This window comes from Pseudomonas sp. NPDC099000 (assembly GCF_044759925.1).
GTDB lineage: Bacteria > Pseudomonadota > Gammaproteobacteria > Pseudomonadales > Pseudomonadaceae > Aquipseudomonas.
Genome location: NZ_JBIWAF010000001.1, coordinates 66,196 through 85,472, shown reverse-complemented (window position 1 = coordinate 85,472; position 19,277 = coordinate 66,196). Strand labels below are relative to the sequence as shown.

Here is a 19,277-nt window from a genome sequence, read left to right as displayed (position 1 = left end):
CTCTATCGAACACCGTTACGGATGAATTACTCCGTCTGCGCTGATAGCCGTATCAGGCCGGCAAAGCCAAAAATGCGCCCTGCGGTTGACTAGCCGCCAATGCGGGGTCGACAAAACGCGGAGAGAGTGGATCAATCACGCCCCGCGTCCGAGCGATGCCGCCTGGAATGTGGACCGCATCCAAGGAGCGCCGGCTATGTTCGCCAGCGAACAGACGAACAGCCCTCCAAGTCTCCACACTCAAGTTGAGAAGCTACGTCCACCAAGCGCTGCTCGGTACTGGCGCAATGCGTTGGCGCACCTATAAAAATGCACGCAATTGTATGATGCGTTTCAGGCTCAGGACCTTATGAACAGCATATGGACACGCCTACAGAAGGTATTTTCTCGTTCGTCCGGTTTTTGGCGAACCCGTCTGTTTCCTCCACCTCGATTCAAATACGAGCCCATATTGCGCTCGGAGCTTTTCAGCGCCGATCAGATGGCCAGTCACGGCATCGCCTTGGCCGGGCAGCATCGCCTGACCACGCTGTCCGCACGAGACTCGATGCTGCTCAGGCTCGATGACAACGAGGAGTTGCTCAAACGCAGCAGCACGGCGCTGGCCAACGCGCAAATTTCCAGCCGGCGAGTGACGCCGGCAGCGGAATGGCTGCTGGACAATTACTATCTGATCGATGAAAACATTCGCACCGCCAGAACGCACCTGCCCAAAGGCTATAGCCGTGAGTTGCCACGCCTGATCAACGGCCCGTCGGCGGGGCTGCCTCGCGTCTATGACATCGCGCTGGAGACCATCTCCCACGGCGACGGTCGAGTCGATGAGGAAAGCCTGAGCCGCTTCATTTTTTCCTATCAGACCGTGATGCCGCTTGCGCTGGGCGAACTGTGGGCGATACCGATCATGCTGCGTCTGGCGTTGATCGAAAACCTGCGGCGTGTGGCCTCCAGGGTTATGGCCAACGCCGACGAGCGCAATCTGGCCGATGACTGGGCCGAACACCTGATCGAAACCTCAGAACGAGACATTAAAAGCGTGGTACTGACGGTTGCCGACATGGCCCGCTCCGCTCCGCCGATGACCGCCGCCTTTGTCGCCGAATTCACCCGCCGCCTGCAGGGCCAGAGCGCAGCACTGGCCCTGGCGCTGAACTGGATGGAGCAGACGCTGAGTGAGACAGGCTCCAGCATCGAACGCCAGGTGCAACTCGACGCGCAACAACAGGCAGCGGATCAAGTGTCGATTGGCAACAGCATAGGCAGCTTGCGCCTCCTGTCCGCTACGGATTGGCGCGAGTTCGTCGAGTCGATGAGTCATGTCGAGCAGATTCTCAATGAGGATCCGGCAGAAATTTACCGGGCGATGGATTTCAGCACCCGCGACAGCTATCGGCATGTCATAGAACGCCTTGCCCGCAGAAGCCCCCAGCACTCGGAAATCCAGGTCGCCCGCGCCGCGATCAATCTCGCCGCAGCAGGAGCCGCTTCAGTCCCCTGCGAACTGCTGGCCCGCCATGTCGGGTATTACCTGATCAGCGCAGGGCTGCCGACGCTGGAGCGACGACTCAATGCCAGGGTGCCGCTTCATGAGCGCTGGAAACGGTTGTTGCAGCAGTCGCCGCTGATGTTTTATCTGGCGCCGGTGGCTGTTCTGACGCTCATCTTCGCCTGGCCTTTACTGGCCTCCGCGCAGCGCGACGGGATGCCCGATGTGGCGCTTCTGCTGATGGCGATTCCTTGCCTGATCATGACCAGCCGACTAGCGATCAGCCTGATCAACTGGTTGGTGACGTTCAGTCTGTTGCCGACGACGCTGCCGAAAATGGATTTTGCCAACGGTATTCCCGATGGCGCGCGAAGCCTGGTGGTGATTCCGACGCTGATCGCCAGCCTGGCCGATGTGGACGAACTGGTGGAAGGTCTTGAAGTGCGGTTTCTCGCCAACCGCGACAGCAACCTGTATTTCGCGTTGCTCAGCGATTTTCTGGATGCGCCTGAAGAGTCTCAACCGCAAGACGCCGAGCTGCTCACACAGGCCGCCCATGCAATCACCCTGCTCAACCGAAAATACGCGGACGGACTCAGCGACCGATTCTTTCTGCTGCATCGGCCGCGTCGCTGGAACGCGAGCGAACGCGTGTGGATGGGCCACGAGCGCAAACGCGGCAAGCTGATTGAACTCAACGCCCTGTTGCGTGGCCATGGAGAGGAACGTTTCAACGCCATCATCGGCGACATTACGCCATTGCGCGGGGTGCGTTACGTGATCACGCTGGACACCGACACCTTGCTGCCGCGCGATGTCGCTCGCCAATGCGTGGCGGCCATGATGCACCCGTTGAATCGTCCGTTGTTCGACAGTGACGGCGAGCAGATCATTTCCGGCTACGCGGTGTTGCAACCGCGAGTGGGCATCAGCCTGACCAGCGCCACGCGCTCGATCTACGCCCGGCTGTTTGGCAGTGATGCCGGCGTCGATCCCTACACCCGGACGGTATCGGACGTTTACCAGGATCTGTTCCAGCAAGGTTCCTTCATCGGCAAGGGCATCTACGACGTGGACGCGTTCACCTGCGCCCTGGAAGGTTGCTTGCCGGATAACCAGATCCTCAGCCACGACCTGATCGAAGGGTGTTATGCACGATCCGGCCTGCTCAGCGACGTGCAAGTCTACGAGCAATACCCCTCGCGCTACGGTGCCGATGTCAAACGACGGCATCGCTGGGTTCGCGGCGACTGGCAACTGCTGCCGTGGACATTGCCCTGGGCGCGTAACGCCGACGGCAAGTGGGTACGCAACAGGCTGAGCGTCATGGCACGCTGGAAGATTCTGGACAATCTGCGACGCAGCCTGGAACCGCTGGCGCTATTGCTGATGTTCGCATGGGGCTGGTTTGCCAGCAGTCAGCCAATGAACTGGACCCTGACAGTCATCGGGTTGATGGTGATTCAACCATTGCTGCGAGCGGTGACCGATCTGATGCAGCCCCCCGCAAATGTGCCCTATGGACAATACCTCAGGGCGCTGCTGGATGATCTGGCACAAGACCTCGCCCGGGCTGGTCTGACGCTCGCCTGGCTGCCCTTCGAGATGTTCTACAGCGCCGACGCCATCCTGCGCTCGCTCTGGCGAATCGGCTTCAGCAGACGCCGGCTGTTGCAATGGCAGCCTTCGCGCGAGGTGGAGCGCACCACCGAAAACCGGCTAAACGGCCTTTATCGCCAGATGTGGATCGAGCCGGTGTCGGCCCTGATCTCACTGGCCTTGCTGGCGAAGGATCCGCAGACGCTGGCCATCGCCAGTCCGCTGCTGCTGTCGTGGTTAGTGGGCCCCTGGATCGCTTGGTGGCTCAGTTCGGCACCCAAGCAGTCGGTGTTCGCACCGTCGACGGATGATTTGCGCTTCCTGCGGTTGCTGGCGCGCAAGACCTGGGCGTTCTTCGATCAATACGTCGGGCCCAAGGATCACTGGCTGCCACCGGACAACGTGCAGGAAGACCCCAGGCCTGCCATTGCCCATCGCACCTCGCCGACCAATATGGGCATGTCGCTGCTCGCCCACCTGGCCGCTCACGATTTCGCTTACTTGAGCACCGAACGACTGCTGTCCCGGCTTGCCGCGTCGCTGGACAGCATGGACGGTCTGGAGCGTTATCGGCAGCATTTCTATAACTGGTACGACACGCAGACCCTTGAGCCGCTGCGTCCGCATTACGTCTCCACCGTCGACAGTGGCAACCTGGCGGGCCTGCTGTTGACCCTGAGCACCGGCATTGCGCAGTTGGCAGACGCCCCGATGTTCGGCCCTGCCGTGATCAAGGGCCTGCGCGATACCCTGGATATCCTTGCAGATTCCCAACGCGCCTCGGGGGTGCATGAATACGCCCTGCCACTGAGAAAAGGCCTTGAACCAGTCTCGCCAATTGCGACGCTTGAGGCGCTGGCGGACCTGCTGCATTCGGCTCGCATCATGGTCACCAGCCAGCCAGCGGACACCGATGAGGAAAGCCTCTATTGGCGGGAAGCGTTTACCCGTCAATGCATCGACTGGACAGAAGAACTGCAGCGTTATCGCCTCCCCGCTCCCTCGGTCACGATTGAATCGCCTCGTACCTTGCGTCAACTGGCCGACCTGAACCCCGTCGACTGGGCCGCCGAGCATCACCCTGAAATCGAGCGGGTCCGCAGTGACGCCGCGCAGCGCCTTGAAACCCTGAAGCGTCTGGCGTTATTGGCGACGTCGCTGGCGCAGATGGATTTCTCGTTGCTTTACGACAACCAGCGTGACCTGTTTGTCATCGGTTACAACGCCGAGGAGCGCAGGCTCGACACCGGTTACTACGACCTGCTGGCGTCCGAGGTGCGGCTGACCAATTACGTGGCCATCGCTCAGGGACAAATCCCTCAACGCGCCTGGTTCACCCTGGGAAGGCTGCTGAGTGAAAACGCGGGCGTACCAACGTTGCTGTCCTGGTCGGGTTCGATGTTCGAATACCTGATGCCGATGCTGGTGATGCCCAACTTCGAGGGCAGCCTGCTGGACCAGACTTGCCGCGCCGCCGTGTCGGTGCAGATCGAACAGGGCAACAGGCTGGGCATTCCCTGGGGCGTTTCGGAGTCGGGTTACTCCACCGTCGACGCGCACTTCAATTATCAATACCGCGCCTTCGGCGTTCAGGCCCTGGGGCTCCAGCGCGGGCTGAGCAACGACGTCGTGATAGCGCCCTACGCGAGCGCCCTGGCGTTGATGGTCGATGCCGATGCGGCCTGCAAAAACCTGCAACGCCTCGCCCTGCAAGGCTCCGCTGGACGTTTCGGTCTGTATGAAGCCGTGGATTACACCGAGGCCCGCTTACCCCGCGGCCAACACTTCGTCGTGGTCCGGTCGTTCATGGCTCACCACCAGGGCATGAGCTTGCTGGCCTTGACCAGCCGACTGCTCGATCAACCCATGCAACAGCGTTTCGAGGCAGACCCGGCGCTGCGATCAGCCCTGCTGCTGCTACAGGAGCGGGTGCCGAAATCCGCCGCGCCGTACCTGCAAACCGCACAGTCGCCGGTACTCGGCGATGTTGGCCAAGGCCAGGATACGGGGCTTCGGGTGTTCTCCGATCCAGGACGCAAGCGTCCGGCCGTGCAGTTGCTCTCCAACGGTCGCTACCACGTCATGCTGACCAGCGGCGGCGGTGGTTACAGCCGCCGTAATGAAATGGCGATCACCCGTTGGCAGGAGGACACCTCACAGGACAATTGGGGGATGTTCTGCTACCTGCGCGATGTCCAGAGCAACACGGTCTGGTCGGCTGCGCATCAGCCGACGATGCATCAACCCGAGAGCCACGAGGCGATCTTCTGTGATTCCCGTGCAGAGTTCCGTGCACGCAACCTGGATTTCGACACGCACCTGGAGATTGTTGTCTCCCCTGAAGACGACATCGAACTGCGCCGCCTGCATGTCACCAACCGAGCGTTATCGGCCAAGACACTGGAGATCACCACCTACGCCGAAGTCGTGCTGACAACCCCGGTCAACGACGCGATGCACCCGGCGTTCAGCAAGCTGTTCGTGCAGACCGAATTACTGCCTTCGCTTCAGGCCATTATCTGTAGCCGCCGCCCCCGGGCCCGCGATGAACCGACGCCGTGGATGTGCCATTTGCTGGCGGCACACGGGGTGGACATCGATGCGATCTCGTACGAAACCGATCGCGCCCGGTTCATCGGCCGAGGACGCAGCCTTGTGTCACCTGCCGCCCTTGATGCCGATTGCCAGCGCTTGTCAGGCAGTGCAGGCCCGGTGCTCGATCCGGTGATCGCGATTCGCTGCAGGATTACCCTGCAACCCGGTCAACAGGCCACCATCGACCTGGTCACCGGTGTCGCCGACAGCCGTGATGACTGCCTTTACCTCATCAACAAATACCGCGACCGCCACCTCGCCGACCGCGTGTTCGACCTGTCCTGGACCCATAGCCAGGTGCTTTTGCGCCAGCTCAACGCCTCGTTGTCCGACGCCCGTCTGTTCGAGCAGATGGCCTCGTCGTTGCTTTATGCGAACGCCTCGATGCGCGCCAACCATGCGCTGCTGATTGCCAATCGCCGCAATCAGCCGGGGCTTTGGGGTCAGGCCATCTCCGGCGACCTGCCCATCGTGTTGCTGCAAATCCAGAGCCTGGACAACATCGCCCTGGTGCAGCAATTGATTCAGGCCCACGCCTACTGGCGACAAAAAGGGTTGGTGGTCGATTTGCTGATCTGGAACGAGGATCAGGCGGGCTATCGCCAGCAACTGCAGGACGCAATCCTGGGCCTTATCACCTCAGGCAGTGAAGCCACTCTGCTGGATCGCCCGGGCGGAATTTTTGTGCGCCCCGCGCAGCAGATGTCGAATGAGGATCGCGTGCTGTTCCTCTCGGTTGCCAGGCTGGTGCTGAACGAAGATCTGGGCAGCCTGGCAGAACAGATTCATCGGCGCAAAGTATCACCGGTGCACGCGCCGTTTGTGGCGACCCGGCATTTTCAGGCTCGGCCGGCATCAGTACGACCGAACCGTCCCTTCCTGCTGTTGAGCAACGAATATGGCGGCTTCAGCGCCGATGGCGGTGAGTACATCATCACCGGGCTCGCGCCCGATCCGACACCCGCGCCCTGGGTCAACGTAATCGCCAATGCACATCTCGGCACGGTGGTCTCGGAAGCCGGCAGTGCCTATACGTGGGCGGAAAATGCCCATGAATTTCGCCTGACGCCCTGGCACAACGATCCGGTCACCGATCGCAGCGGCGAAGCCATTTACCTGCGTGATGAAGAGACCGGGCACTTCTGGTCTGCAGCGCCTCAACCCTGCCCCGGACAAGGCCCGTACCAGACCCGTCACGGTTTCGGTTACAGCGTGTTCGAACATGAACAAGACGGCATATACAGCGAGCTGTGGATCTACGTGGCGCTGGATGCGCCGATCAAATTCTCGCGGCTTGTGTTGAGCAACCGCTCGGGACGCCGCCGGTCATTGTCGGTCACAGGGTATGTGGAATGGGTGCTGGGCGATCTGCGCAGCAAATCGGCGATGCATGTGGTCACCCAATCGGATCCCGCCAGCGGGGCCTTCTTCGCCCGCAACGCCTACTCGGTGGAGTTTTCCGAGCGGGTGGCGTTCTTCGACACCGACACGATCGATCACGATGTCAGCGGTGACCGTACTGAATTCATTGGCCGCAGTGGCACCCTCGCCTCACCGGCAGCGATGCAGCACGCCGGTCTGTCCGGGCGCATGGGCGGCGGTCTGGACCCTTGTGCCGCCCTGCAAGTGTCGATCGAACTCGGCGAGGGCGATACCCGGGAAGTCATCCTGCGTCTGGGGGCGGCGTCTTCCAGTAACGCCGCCACTCAGCTGGTGCAGCGTTATCGAGGCAGCCTGGTGGCCGCCGAGGAATTGCATAAAGTACGGGAACACTGGCGCTCATTGCTCGGGGCGATTCGTATTGAAACGGGCGCGCCTGCGGTCGACGTCATGGTCAACGGCTGGTTGATGTATCAGGTCATCGCGTGCCGTTTCCAGGCCCGAAGCGGCTACTACCAGTCAGGTGGCGCCATCGGTTTTCGCGATCAGTTGCAGGACAGCATGGCGATGATCCATGCAGATCCGGCAGCCGTGCGCGCGCACCTGTTGCTGTGCGCCGGCCATCAGTATGCGGAAGGCGACGTGCAACACTGGTGGCACCCGCCGATGAATCGAGGGGTCCGCACCGCCTGCTCCGACGATTTTTTGTGGCTGGTGGCCGCCACCAACCGCTATGTCGAAATGACCGCCGATGTGGGTGTACTGGAAGAGCCCGTCGGGTACCTGGAAGGACGCTTACTGGCGGCTGGAGAAGAGTCCTACTATGACCTCCCCGGTGAATCGCCCCTGCGAGAGTCCCTCTATCAACACTGCGTGCGTGCCATCGAACACAGCCTGCGCCGCGGTCATCACGGGTTGCCGCTGATGGGCTCCGGGGACTGGAACGACGGCATGAATCGCGTCGGCCACCTGGGTGCAGGTGAAAGTGTCTGGCTGGGCTTCTTCAGCTATCAGGTGCTGGAGCAATTTGCGGTGACCGCTCGCCAGCACGGTGATCACGCATTTGCCAAACGCTGCAGCGACAGCGCGGTGACACTGCAACGCAACCTCGATCAAACGGCCTGGGACGGCGCCTGGTATCGCCGCGCCTGGTTCGACGACGGACAAATGCTCGGCTCGGCGAGCAATGAAGAATGTCGTATCGATTCCATTGCTCAAAGCTGGTCAGTGTTGTCGGGGGCCGGCTCTGCCGTCCGCCAGATCAAGGCCATGCAGGCATTGGATGAGCATCTGATCAAACGTGACATCCGCGCCGTGCTGCTGCTGGATCCACCGTTTGACAAGGGCACCCTGGACCCCGGCTATATCAAGGGCTACGTGCCTGGCGTGCGCGAGAACGGAGGTCAGTACACGCATGCTGCCGTTTGGGCGGGTATGGCGTTTGCGCAGTTGGGTGAAGCCGGCAAAGCATGGGAACTGCTGAATCTGATCAATCCCGCCGCGCCTTCCAACAACGCTCAAATCGACACCTATAAAGTTGAGCCCTATGTCATGGCCGCGGATGTCTACGGCGCCGCGCCCCATGCCGGCCGAGGTGGCTGGACCTGGTACACCGGTTCTGCGGGCTGGATGTACCGGCTGATTGTCGAGTCGTTGTTGGGCGTACAACGCAGTGGCCGCACGCTCAGGATCGAACCACTGATACCCGTCGACTGGCCGGGCTTTATCTTGCACTACCGCTTCGGCAAAACCCTCTACCACTTTGATGTGCGTCAGGGCAGTTCGACCTTCACCTCGATGACCCTCGACGGCCAGCCATTGAATGACGCTGCGCTGCCACTGGATGACGGCGGACTGGAGCATTGGGTCCGGGTAGATTGTCGCGCGCGGTCACCTAGGCCCCAAGCGCTGGAATTCGAGCATGCCGCCGATGAATAGACATTGATCACCAGCCATGGCATGCATGGGAGTACCCTGAGCGGGCACGCCCCTGTTCCGCCACGGATGCTCTGTCATGCATGCCTCCCCCGATCCAAGCCCCAATCATTTACTGGCGGCGCTACCGGCCGTCGACCTTCAGCGCCTTGTTCCGCACCTGGAGCAGGTCAATCTGGCGCTGGGAGATGTGCTGTATGAACCGGGGGACATCTTGCGGCACGTTTACTTCCCGACCGACGCCATCGTTTCCCTGCTGCATGTCACGGAAAACGGCTCGTCAGCAGAAATCGCCGTGGTCGGTAACGAGGGTTTGATCGGCATTGCGCTGTTCATGGGCGGCGAAAGCACCTCCAGTCGGGCGGTGGTGCAAAGTGCCGGTGGTGCATTTCGCCTGCCGGGGCAAAAACTCAAGAAAGAGTTCAACCGTCATGGCGATCTGCTCCTGCTGATGCTGCGTTACACCCAGGCGCTGATCACGCAGATGTCACAGACCGCCTTGTGCAATCGCCACCATTCGATCGATCAGCAATTGTGTCGATGGCTGCTGTTGTCGCTGGATCGCCTGCACGGCAATCGCCTAAACATGACCCAGGAGCTAATCGCCAACATGCTGGGCGTGCGCCGCGAAGGCGTCACGGAAGCGGCGGGAAAACTGCAGCGTCAAGGCGTCATCGAGTACAGCCGGGGCCAAATCACGGTTCTGGACAGAGCGCGCCTTGAACGGCTCAGCTGCGAGTGCTACCTGGTGGTCAAGACCGAAACCGATCGGCTGTTGCATTACACCCGTCGTCAGGACGAGTGATGCGGCAATACCTGCTGTCCCTTAAACCTGTCAGCGAGCGTATATTGCTCCCGCTAACCTCGCATAAGACTAGGGTGAGTAAGCGCTCCAGGGACGGATGCAACGCGAACAGTGGGCCACAATTGATCGATGACCCGTATAGCTTTATGCGAAGTCCCCCAACTCCGCGCCACCAAGATGTCGCAGGCAGCGACAGACCACCTTTCCGGCGCCCCCCCCGCTTTAGTAGAAATGCGCTCGCGGCAGCTCTTGGCTCAGAGGGTGTAGAAACGCTCATGGACCTCATCGTCGTGGAGCAGTGACGTTCGTTGGCTGAGCGATCGCACGGTCGTGACAAGCAGCACTATGAAGCAAACCAGTATGACGCTCTGATACATTCGCCCTTTTTCAGGAGGGAAAAATTATGCGAAGGATTCTCGCAACGGGGGCGCTCTTGCTGGCCTTGGGCGGATGCGCAACATCACCTATACGGGTTTCTGAAGCGCGGCCAGTGCCGGCCAATGAGATGTACGCGATCAAAAGCCAGGGTACGAAAGATCCGGGGCGCCTGACCATTTTCCGTGATGACGGGTTTGTCGGTTCGGGATGTGATGCCGTGTTCTACATTGATGGTCAGCGCGCAGCCAAGATAGGTCCCGGTCAAAAGGCATCTTTCGTTTTGCCTGCCGGTGAAGTGAATCTCGGTGCCGGGCTCGCCGAGTCTGGATTATGTGCGGGTGCCGCTATCAAAACGGTCGCGGCCAACATCAAGCCAGGGAAAGAAGTGATTTATCGAATCAACTGGGATACGCAAGGTTTCTACCTGGGCCCCTACGTTGAATATGGGCGTTGAGCCCGGACGGTTCTGGCCTGTTTCGCACTCCACCTCTAGTGAGTGATCGGAAACACCAAAGCGCACCTTGAATTACGGAACGGGTGCCCGTGGAGTTGTCATCATCCGGTATCGAGCAGAGCACGCCAGGATCATGTCGGTATTTGGCAAAGTGGCTGTTGAAATATCACCACGTCTCGGCCACCTTCCACCTTTTCCGATCTTGTTTTATTTCAGTTCCGTTCTTATTTCGGTTCCGGGTACGAAATATTTACTGGGATCATCGACCTTCTTCAGGTCAACCAAGGCTCGGCAAATGCAATGTGAGAATTGCTTCTGCAACGTTTCGGGGTCTTTCCATGCCATTTGCGATGCTTGTAAATGTTGTGCCTCGGTCGATTTATAGCAGACACAATTGTCTAGTCGGGTGACGCCATTATCATTTGTGCTCTGACAAGCAGTGGTAAGCAAAGAGATCGCGATGAGCATGACGAAACGTTTCATTGGCTCCCCTCCGAAGCTGTTGTGAAGGGCTAACGTTCAAGATCGGGCAGGATGTAGTAACGGCGTGGTGACCGCTGAAAGCGGTTATACGCTATGGCCGCAAAGCCCAATCTGCTCAATAAGTCCGACAGTAGAAGGAAGCTTAGCTCTCATTTTGCGTCGCTCCATTCACTGGCTATTTTTAGCCGATCACAGTCATTAAAAGGCTCGTATTCAATACCAATCTTCTGCCCCTCCCCACTCGGCTGTTTTGCAGAGCGAGGCAGCTTTGGCATAGACAACTGCCCGGTTTGATCTAGCCTTGAATGAGGTCACGCGGGAGAAAAACACCATGCCCCTCGCTCTCAGAAATCTATCCACCCTTGCGTTGGGTGCCTTCTTTTGCATGGCAGCGTGGGGTCAAGGGGCAGCAGACACCCATCAGCCACCGGCCATACTCCCGTTGGAGTCTGAGACAGGGCCAAAACTCATTGCCTATCCGCCGCTCGCCGCGCCGCTCGCCCGCGGAGTTGTCATCATCCAGTATCGAACAGAGCACGCCAGGATCATGCCGGTATTTGGCAAAACGGCTGTTGAAGTATCACCTCGTCTCGGTCACCTTCACGTGACCGTCGACGACTGGAAAGGTACATGGGCGCACACCAGTGAAGACCCGATTATTTTGGTTGGACTGACGCCAGGTACTCACAAGGTGCTTCTTGAGGTGGCTGATCCGAGTCATAAGATTTTGACTAGTACGGTGGTGAGTTTTGAGGTTCCGGAGAAGAAGCCGTGAATTAAGGGGTGGCTGACTTATTTAGCTCATGCCCTTATTTAAATAAAGCTTCCACCTTTGCTCGATTTGCCGTGATTAGAAAAGGTCCTAGGACGACCATGAAATTCCTACATAACTCTCGGAATCCCTCACCTTGCCCACCGTTCCGATGAAGCTTAGAGTCCGCTGCGTCGCCCACAATGGCGACTCGGGTTTGGCGACCTGATCGATCGGATGCAAAAGCGCTGTGCTTTAATGCAAGCGCTTCTGCATGCCCGCAAAGTTGTCTTTATGGCAGCTGTGCGCGGGAGACCTTCGGGTCTGCCGGTATTCCGATCCCGGTTCGCCAACCTGCGTACAGCTGTCACCCATTCGTTTGGCGACGATTGGGGGACAGTCAACCTTTGCTTTGATCGGAGTTTTACCTATGGAAAGATACATGCCCCTCACCGGAATCGACCTGATCCCGGCCTCCCTGCTCATCGACACCCAAGCTCCACTTGACGTCCTGCAAGCCATGGCCGACTACCGCATCCGCACCGTCACGCAGGTGCTGGAAAACATCGCCTTCCGCGCTGAGCTCGGTTGCGACACGGTGGTGTTGACGGACTTCTCCAAACTGCTGGCCATCCCATTGCGCGATGGCTGTGACTTGATGGATGTGATCGGCCGGCGCTTGAGGGCGCAGGCGGCGGAGTAAATGAAAACGGGCGTCTTGTCAGGCGCCCGTTTTGTTTGTGGTCCGAGAGTTCTACTGGAACGAAGCATCAGACGACACGACGTCTCCCCGGACGATACAAGCCATTCCGCCCAGCAGCTAAGCTTTATCAGGAGAGCACTTAGCGAAATGCCGCCAAGTCAGGAGGCGAACCATGAGCAAACAACCTCAACCCCGCAGCCGCTCCAACCCTCAGCCCAGATCCCGCCCGGTGGTGCCCAACCTGCCCAGCAAAACGGGCAATAAGTCCGGGGGGGTGCGCGGCAACTACCCGCCTAAACAGTCGAATTGAGCGATGGGAGGTTCGTTTGCCGAGCCGTGCAGCAAGCCCAACTCTCTGGACTTTCTCACCTCTTGAAGCGATGACCGACGGTAACCTTGCCCGAGGGCCGGCACACCCTTCGTTATGCAGAGGATCTGCAAAATGCCGATTTGGCGAGGCTCGGGCAAACCTGGGCGTGAGCTGCATCCATTGCCGCCATCGATAGTCACCATCAATTCAATGAAGTTCTCTTAAAAATTCCGGGGCGTAACATCGCCTCCATACCAAACAACTACACCCCGGAGCACAAAATCATGAAACGCCAAATCCTTCTCAGCATCGCTTTCTCGGTTTTTGCAGTTAACGCTTTCGCCGCTTCTTCTGCTCACCCGGTTGTCGCTGAAGGCGGCTCGGATCGTCTGATTGAAAGTCGTGTGGCTGAGGGTGGTTCGGATCGTCTGATCGAAAACCGCGTCGCTGAAGGTGGTTCCGACCGTCTGATCGAAAATCGCGTCGCTGAAGGTGGTTCCGATCGTCTGATCGAAAACCGCGTCGCCGAAGGTGGTTCTGACCGTCTGATCGAAAACCGCGTTGCCGAAGGTGGTTCCGATCGCCTGATCGAAAACCGCGTCGCTGAAGGTGGTTCCGACCGTCTGATCGAAAGCCGCGCTGCCTGAATGAATGGCTTTACTGCGGCATCCAACAAGAAGCCCGGCCTGACAAGCCGGGCTTTTTTACGCTCTGATTTTACTCAGTCAAACTCTGGACAGGCAGAATGGCCGCACAGCGCTGCCACAAACGTCCTTCGATGAGCACCTGATTTTGCAATGGATCGACAGGGGCCAGTATCAGAGTCAATCCACGATAAACAACTTCGCACCCGTGGTGCTGAAAGATCGATGCCCCTCAGCGTTGTTGCCCACCTGATAGCTCATCCCCGCCGTAAGCGTGAACTGGCGACCATCCTCCAGTTCCGTGTGCAACTCGCCTTCCAGGCACAACAGGATATGCCCTCTCCAGCACCAGTGATCAGCCAGATAGCCAGGACTGTATTCAACCATCCGCACACGCGTCGAACCAAACTGGCAGGTACGCCAATAGGCAGTGCCCGTCTGTCCGGCATATTGGACAGGTTCGACAGTCGACCAATCGGTCGTACCAAAGGGAACATCCGTTAGATCCATAGGTGGCTCATCAATGACAGAGGATCTGTGGACCGTATCGCTCCAGTAGGATTCTCGATAGACACAGATGCCCCGCATTTATGAGATACAGGCGCCCATTCAAGCAGGATTGCCAGCTCGCAATCACTGACTCGAATGGATGCGCCACGCTGATGCCACTCAAGCCCTGCGCGTGGCGCAATACTCCAAAATGAGCTGAGTGAACGCTGCCGCAATCGCCTGATCCGCGTCAGGCGAGGTGAACAGCCGACATTGTGCATCCGGCAATTCCGGCAACCCTTGTTCAGTCCCGAGAACCGCCAATCCTGGCCCCAACCGACTGAGTGGCATGGGCGCTATCGCGAAGCCTGCCAAGGCCGCCGCCCGCAACCCGGCCGTGCTGCTGCACAACATTGCCGTGCGTTGGGCGATCCCCGCCTGCGCCAGCCTCGTCAGCGCGGCCTCGCGATAAGGGCACGGCTCGGGGAACAGGGCCAGCGGCAACGGCGTGGGTAACCGGGTGACGGGTTGCGCCGACCAGACCCACACCAGCGGCTCCTGCCACAGCAGCAACCCCGCTTCGCTGGTTTCGCACAACGAACCGATGACCACCTCCAGTTGCCCTTGCTTCATCAGCGCCAGCAACGAACCGGGAACGTTCACCTGTACCTCGATTTCCATCCCGGGGTACTGCGCCGCGAAATCCTGAACAGTGCGCAGCAATCGGGACTCGACAAAATCTTCGGAGACCCCGATCCGCAGCCGTCCGTGAAACGGCGTGCGTGTCAGGTCTGACCAGGCATCACGGTTCAGCGCGAGGATCGTGCGCGCATAAGAGACCAGGCGCTCACCATCGGCCGTCAGTTGCTGGGAACGGGTGGTACGCGTCAACAGGGGTTTACCAATCTGTTCTTCCAACCGCCGCACATGGCCACTGACCGCCGACTGAGTCAGGTGCAGCTTCTGGGCGGCACGGCTGAAGCCGTCTTCATCGACGACCCTGGCTGAAATTTATCGGCGTGACGGATGTGCATTCGGTGATTGTGGAGAAAACCATCCTGGGGGAAGACGTTGATCTGCGCGCGCGTGAGGACGCGACTCAGGAGGCCAGGAGCCTGGCAGACAATTTGTCGCTGAGCGAGCCAACGAGACTACCGAGTTAGTGCCGCGTGCCGAGTTGTGGTGGTTACCTACGAACCCGGCTCATCTACAGAGGTCAAAGCAGGTGATGGCATCGCGGATGATTTAAGGCCTTTGGGCTGCTTCATTCAAGGGCGAAGCCAGTGTTCACACACTTTAGGGTGCGCCGGATAAAATTCAGTAGGCTCAGATTCTGCCCGGGGCAGGCACTGGCTGCTGCTCACATCCAATGCTCCCTTATCGGAGTACGAAAATGACTCAGTCAATGCGGTTTTTCCTATCCATGGTCCTCGCGATTGTCTCACTGGCATCGGCGAGTTTCCTGAACACTGCCGGTGCGGCAACCGCCGAGGATCTGAATACCGACTCTCGGCAAGCGTTGCAAACGCTCTACAAGACTCATCCATTTGCCGAGACCATGTCGCACAACGCCAAAGCGATACTTGTTTTCCCGAAAATCATCAAGGCCGGCCTTGTGTTTGGTGGCAGCTATGGCGAAGGCGTTTTGTTCAAAGGCAAGACAGTTGAGAGTTATTACAACTCCGTAACGGGGTCATGGGGGCTGCAGGCAGGCGCCCAGTCGTATGGCTATGTGGTTTTCCTCATGACCGACAAAGCCGTGAACTATGTTCGCGAAACCAAGGGGTGGGAAATCGGCGTAGGGCCCACCGTCGTTGTAGTGGATGAAGGGATCTCGAAGAACCTGTCGAGTTCGACACTAAAGGACGATGCCTACGCGTTCATATTTGACCAGCAAGGGTTAATGGCCGGGGTCAGCATCGAGGGAACGAAAATCTCCCTTATCAAGCGCTGAAACCCGTCCATCAAGGCGTCTTGCGTAGTCCGCAAGACGCCCCGACAGAGCGTTATCACCGTCCTCGCCAAGAGGTGGCCTGATGAATCTTCTAACCAGATGCAAGGGTGCCTGTATTCCTCTGGTGCTGTGCGTGGCGGTGTTCCTGACATTGGTGATTTCCTGCAGTACATTGCCGAGGATAGTGCCCGACATGGCTCGCGCCTCCTCTGTGCCAGTGCAACTCGACGGGGTACACGGACCTCTGTCAGCCGAGCGCAGCAAAGCCATTCTCGACCGACTCAAGTCCACTGGCGCAGAAACCAACATCTTCGATGTGCACCTCGCCATCGAAGAATCCGTTGTCGGTAGCCCGCTAACGGAAGGAAACAAGGTCGACTTGCTACAGGACGGCCCCTCCACCTACCAGTCGATGATCAAAGCCGTGGAAGGGGCGCGCGACCACATCAACATGGAGACCTACATCCTCGACGATGATGAAGTCGGCCAACGCTTCGCCGCCGCACTGATCGCTCAGCAACACAAAGGTGTACAGGTCAATCTGATCCATGACAGCGTCGGAACCCTTGGAACACCCTCAGCGTTTTTCTCTCGATTGACCGAAGCGGGCATCAAGGTGCTGGAGTACAACCCGGTCAATCCGGCGACGGCCAAAGCGGGCTGGGACGTGAACCAGCGTGACCACCGAAAGCTGCTGATAGTGGACGGCCGTATTGCTTTTCTCGGCGGGATCAACATCAGCAGCGTCTATTCAGGGAGCTCGTTCAGCACTCACTCGAAGACTCGCCCAAATGGTGATTTGCCCTGGCGCGATACCGACTTGCGCGTCGAGGGACCCGTGGTTTCGGAACTGCAGAAGCTGTTCATCGGAACATGGACTGCCCAGAAAGGTGAACCGCTCGCCGCTCGCCACTACTTTCCGCCACCAGAGCGCAAAGGCACCGAGGTGGTTCGCGCCATCGGCAGTTCGCCAGATGAGCCGTTCAGCCTGATCTACGCCACGCTGATTTCGGCGCTGCATAGCGCGCAGACCGAGATATGGCTGACGAACGCCTACTTTGTGCCCGATCCCCAGTTGCTGGCGGCACTCAAGGAGGCTGCGGCCCGTGGCGTCGATGTCAAGCTGGTGCTGCCCAGCAGCACCGATTCGTGGCTGGTGTTCCATGCCGGACGCGCCTACTACAGCGAGCTGCTGGAGGCCAACGTCAAGCTTTACGAACGCCGTGACGCGCTACTCCACGTCAAGACTGCAGTCATCGATGGCGTGTGGTCGAGTGTCGGCTCCACCAACCTCGACTGGCGCAGCTTTCTGCACAACGATGAAGTCAATGTGGTTGTGCTGGGCACCGGGTTCGGAAAAAAGATGCAGGCGGCATTCAAGGCTGATCTGGCGAAATCGGAGGAAATCAAGCTGGAAAAGTGGCAGCGCCGCTCGCTCGCGGTGAAAGCCAAGGAGCAGATGGCGCGACTCTGGGAATACTGGCTATGAGTTGAGTGGCGCGTCGCTGGGATGCGCTGTTCTGCTCCCTGATGGGTATTTCGCCAACCTACCGAGTCACTGCCGCACTCCGAGTCCCGGCAAACGCACTCGTGCCCAGCCAGCGCCACAAACTTTGCGCATCCTTCACGGCGCCATCCACACGCAGCTCTCGCGACTGAAGCACCTCCCGCGGTGTGCGGTCGCCCGTCCACACCTCGGTCAATGCGCGCACGCTGGAGTCCACAACCAGCGTCAGTTCGCGGCCTGGATCATCGCGGCATAGATCCGCCACGCCCTGCTCAACCACCAGCCACCACGCTTGCTCGCCGGGTCGCGCGTCGCGGAACGTGAACTGGATGACCACCGGTCGGGACGGGAACGTTTCAATGTGCACGAACCGGCGCACGTCCCACATCAGCAAGCCAGCGTCGAGTTCGTCATCGCGCAGGCGACTGCCGATCCAGCGCGCGCCCCAATGCCCTAGCGCCATGATGATGGGGCGCAATTCCTCGCCTGCCTCGGTCAGGCTGTACTCCCAGACTTTGCCGGCGGCCGTGCGGTGTACGACGCCGATTTCTTCCAGATGGCGCAGCCGTTGTGCCAGCAGGTTGGTGGACATCCGGGGTACGCCGCGGTGCAGTTCATTGAAGCGTTTACTGCCGCACAGCAGCTCGCGCACCACCAAAGGTGTCCAGCGCTCGCACAGGGCTTCAGCGCCGCGTGCGACTGTGCAGAACTGACCGTAACTCTCTTCCATCGCCTGGACTCCGCAACTGCAACGCTTCACTTTTTGAACTAGCCCGGCCACTTCGCCACGCGCACGCTCAAGCCTTCGAAAGCCAAAAGCCAAAAGCTGAAGGAGAACGCCATGACCAAGGTAGCCATCATTCAACGCCCGCCTGTGCTGCTCGATCGCAGCGCGACGATCACCCGGGCCGTGCAATCGGTCGACGAGGCTGCGGCGGCAGGAGCCTCGCTGATCGTTTTGCCCGAATCGTTCATTCCAGGTTATCCGTCGTGGATCTGGCGGCTGGCGGCGGGAAAAGACGGGGCTGTCATGGGCCAGTTGCACACGCGGCTGCTGGCCAACGCCGTCGATATCACCAACGGTGACCTGAGCCAATTGTGCGAGGCCGCCAGGGTTCACGCCGTGACGATCGTGTGCGGCATCAATGAATGCGACCGGCGCAATGGCGGCGGCACGCTCTATAACAGCGTAGTCGTTATCGGCGCGAACGGCGCAGTGCTCAACCGCCACCGCAAGCTGATGCCCACCAATCCCGAGCGCATGGTGCATGGTTTCGGCGATGCAACCGGGTTGCGGCCGGTCGATACACCGGTCGGCCGTGTGGGTGCGCTGATCTGCTGGGAAAATTACATGCCGCTGGCACGCTATTCGCTGTATGCCCAAGGGGTGGAAATCTACGTAGCGCCCACGTACGACACGGGCGAGGGCTGGATCAGCACGATGCGGCACATTGCACTCGAAGGCCGCTGCTGGGTGCTCGGCAGCGGCACCGCGCTACGCGGCAGTGACATCCCCGAGGACTTCCCGGCGCGTGCGCAACTGTTTCCCGATCCGGACGAATGGATCAACGACGGCGACTCGGTGGTGGTCAGTCCTAAAGGCCGGATCGTGGCCGGTCCCTTACACCGGGAGGCCGGCATTCTGTATGCGGACATCGACGTCGCACTCGTGGCGCCGGCGCGGCGGGCGCTCGACGTCACCGGGCACTACGCGCGCCCTGACATTTTCGAGCTGCAGGTGCGGCGCACACCGGCGACAGCGGTTCGCTACATCGACGAGTGAAGACAGGCAACCATGCCACGT

General features: G+C 59.5%; 14 protein-coding genes and 1 pseudogene. 11 read left to right on the top strand and 4 right to left on the bottom strand.

Features of this window, described 5'->3' with window-relative positions; translation table 11 throughout:
• Nucleotides 1-349 precede the first annotated feature (349 nt).
• The 4 genes and pseudogenes from ACIQV9_RS00395 to ACIQV9_RS00380 form a co-directional block, all read left to right on the top strand.
• Nucleotides 350-8,998, top strand: a complete 8,649-nt coding sequence (locus ACIQV9_RS00395; protein WP_403096698.1) for a GH36-type glycosyl hydrolase domain-containing protein — start codon at nucleotides 350-352, stop codon at nucleotides 8,996-8,998.
• A 76-nt stretch (nucleotides 8,999-9,074) separates the two neighbouring features.
• Nucleotides 9,075-9,800, top strand: coding sequence for a Crp/Fnr family transcriptional regulator (locus ACIQV9_RS00390; protein ID WP_403096695.1), 726 nt, complete (start codon nucleotides 9,075-9,077; stop codon nucleotides 9,798-9,800).
• 403 nt (nucleotides 9,801-10,203) lie between these two features.
• On the top strand, nucleotides 10,204-10,632 hold the full coding sequence (locus tag ACIQV9_RS00385; protein ID WP_403096692.1) for a hypothetical protein: 429 nt from the start codon (nucleotides 10,204-10,206) through the stop codon (nucleotides 10,630-10,632).
• An 85-nt stretch (nucleotides 10,633-10,717) separates the two neighbouring features.
• A pseudogene (locus tag ACIQV9_RS00380) lies at nucleotides 10,718-10,819 on the top strand (DUF6130 family protein); the annotation flags it as partial.
• Between the two features lie 20 nt (nucleotides 10,820-10,839).
• Here the strand turns inward: ACIQV9_RS00380 and ACIQV9_RS00375 are convergent.
• Nucleotides 10,840-11,115, bottom strand: a complete 276-nt coding sequence (locus tag ACIQV9_RS00375) for a hypothetical protein (protein ID WP_403096689.1) — start codon at nucleotides 11,113-11,115, stop codon at nucleotides 10,840-10,842.
• A gap of 331 nt (nucleotides 11,116-11,446) precedes the next feature.
• On the opposite strand from ACIQV9_RS00375, the gene ACIQV9_RS00370 reads away from it, so the two are divergent.
• The 4 genes from ACIQV9_RS00370 to ACIQV9_RS00355 all read left to right on the top strand — a co-directional run bounded on the left by ACIQV9_RS00370 (nucleotide 11,447) and on the right by ACIQV9_RS00355 (nucleotide 13,526).
• On the top strand, nucleotides 11,447-11,890 hold the full coding sequence (locus tag ACIQV9_RS00370; protein ID WP_403097620.1) for a DUF6130 family protein: 444 nt from the start codon (nucleotides 11,447-11,449) through the stop codon (nucleotides 11,888-11,890).
• A gap of 406 nt (nucleotides 11,891-12,296) precedes the next feature.
• Nucleotides 12,297-12,569 carry a hypothetical protein gene (locus ACIQV9_RS00365; protein ID WP_042932149.1) on the top strand — a complete coding sequence of 91 codons (273 nt, stop codon included), beginning with the start codon at nucleotides 12,297-12,299 and terminating at the stop codon, nucleotides 12,567-12,569.
• Nucleotides 12,570-12,741: 172 nt separating this feature from the next.
• Nucleotides 12,742-12,879: a hypothetical protein gene (locus tag ACIQV9_RS00360; protein ID WP_403096685.1), complete on the top strand. Its 138-nt coding sequence runs from the start codon at nucleotides 12,742-12,744 to the stop codon at nucleotides 12,877-12,879.
• Nucleotides 12,880-13,163: 284 nt separating this feature from the next.
• Entirely contained in the window at nucleotides 13,164-13,526 is a 363-nt protein-coding gene (locus tag ACIQV9_RS00355) for a hypothetical protein (RefSeq protein ID WP_102650913.1), read from the top strand.
• A 177-nt stretch (nucleotides 13,527-13,703) separates the two neighbouring features.
• Here the strand turns inward: ACIQV9_RS00355 and ACIQV9_RS00350 are convergent, their stop codons facing one another.
• A complete protein-coding gene (locus tag ACIQV9_RS00350; RefSeq protein WP_010459253.1) occupies nucleotides 13,704-14,033 on the bottom strand; it encodes a DHCW motif cupin fold protein in 330 nt (109 codons plus the stop codon).
• A gap of 159 nt (nucleotides 14,034-14,192) precedes the next feature.
• Nucleotides 14,193-15,023, bottom strand: a complete 831-nt coding sequence (locus tag ACIQV9_RS00345) for a LysR substrate-binding domain-containing protein (protein ID WP_403097616.1) — start codon at nucleotides 15,021-15,023, stop codon at nucleotides 14,193-14,195.
• 382 nt (nucleotides 15,024-15,405) lie between these two features.
• Between ACIQV9_RS00345 and ACIQV9_RS00340 the strand changes: the two genes are divergently transcribed.
• Together ACIQV9_RS00340 and cls are read left to right on the top strand one after the other, a co-directional pair.
• Nucleotides 15,406-15,966, top strand: coding sequence for a YSC84-related protein (locus tag ACIQV9_RS00340; RefSeq protein WP_403096680.1), 561 nt, complete (start codon nucleotides 15,406-15,408; stop codon nucleotides 15,964-15,966).
• Nucleotides 15,967-16,099: 133 nt separating this feature from the next.
• Entirely contained in the window at nucleotides 16,100-17,455 is a 1,356-nt protein-coding gene (cls, locus tag ACIQV9_RS00335; RefSeq protein WP_403096677.1) for a cardiolipin synthase, read from the top strand.
• Nucleotides 17,456-17,513: 58 nt separating this feature from the next.
• On the opposite strand, the gene ACIQV9_RS00330 is transcribed toward cls, so the two are convergent.
• Nucleotides 17,514-18,203: a winged helix-turn-helix transcriptional regulator gene (locus ACIQV9_RS00330; protein ID WP_403096675.1), complete on the bottom strand. Its 690-nt coding sequence runs from the start codon at nucleotides 18,201-18,203 to the stop codon at nucleotides 17,514-17,516.
• A 111-nt stretch (nucleotides 18,204-18,314) separates the two neighbouring features.
• On the opposite strand from ACIQV9_RS00330, the gene ACIQV9_RS00325 reads away from it, so the two are divergent.
• Nucleotides 18,315-19,256 (top strand): carbon-nitrogen hydrolase family protein, encoded by a 942-nt coding sequence (locus ACIQV9_RS00325; RefSeq protein ID WP_403096673.1) that lies wholly within the window; start codon nucleotides 18,315-18,317, stop codon nucleotides 19,254-19,256.
• The last annotated feature ends 21 nt before the right edge of the window (nucleotides 19,257-19,277 follow it).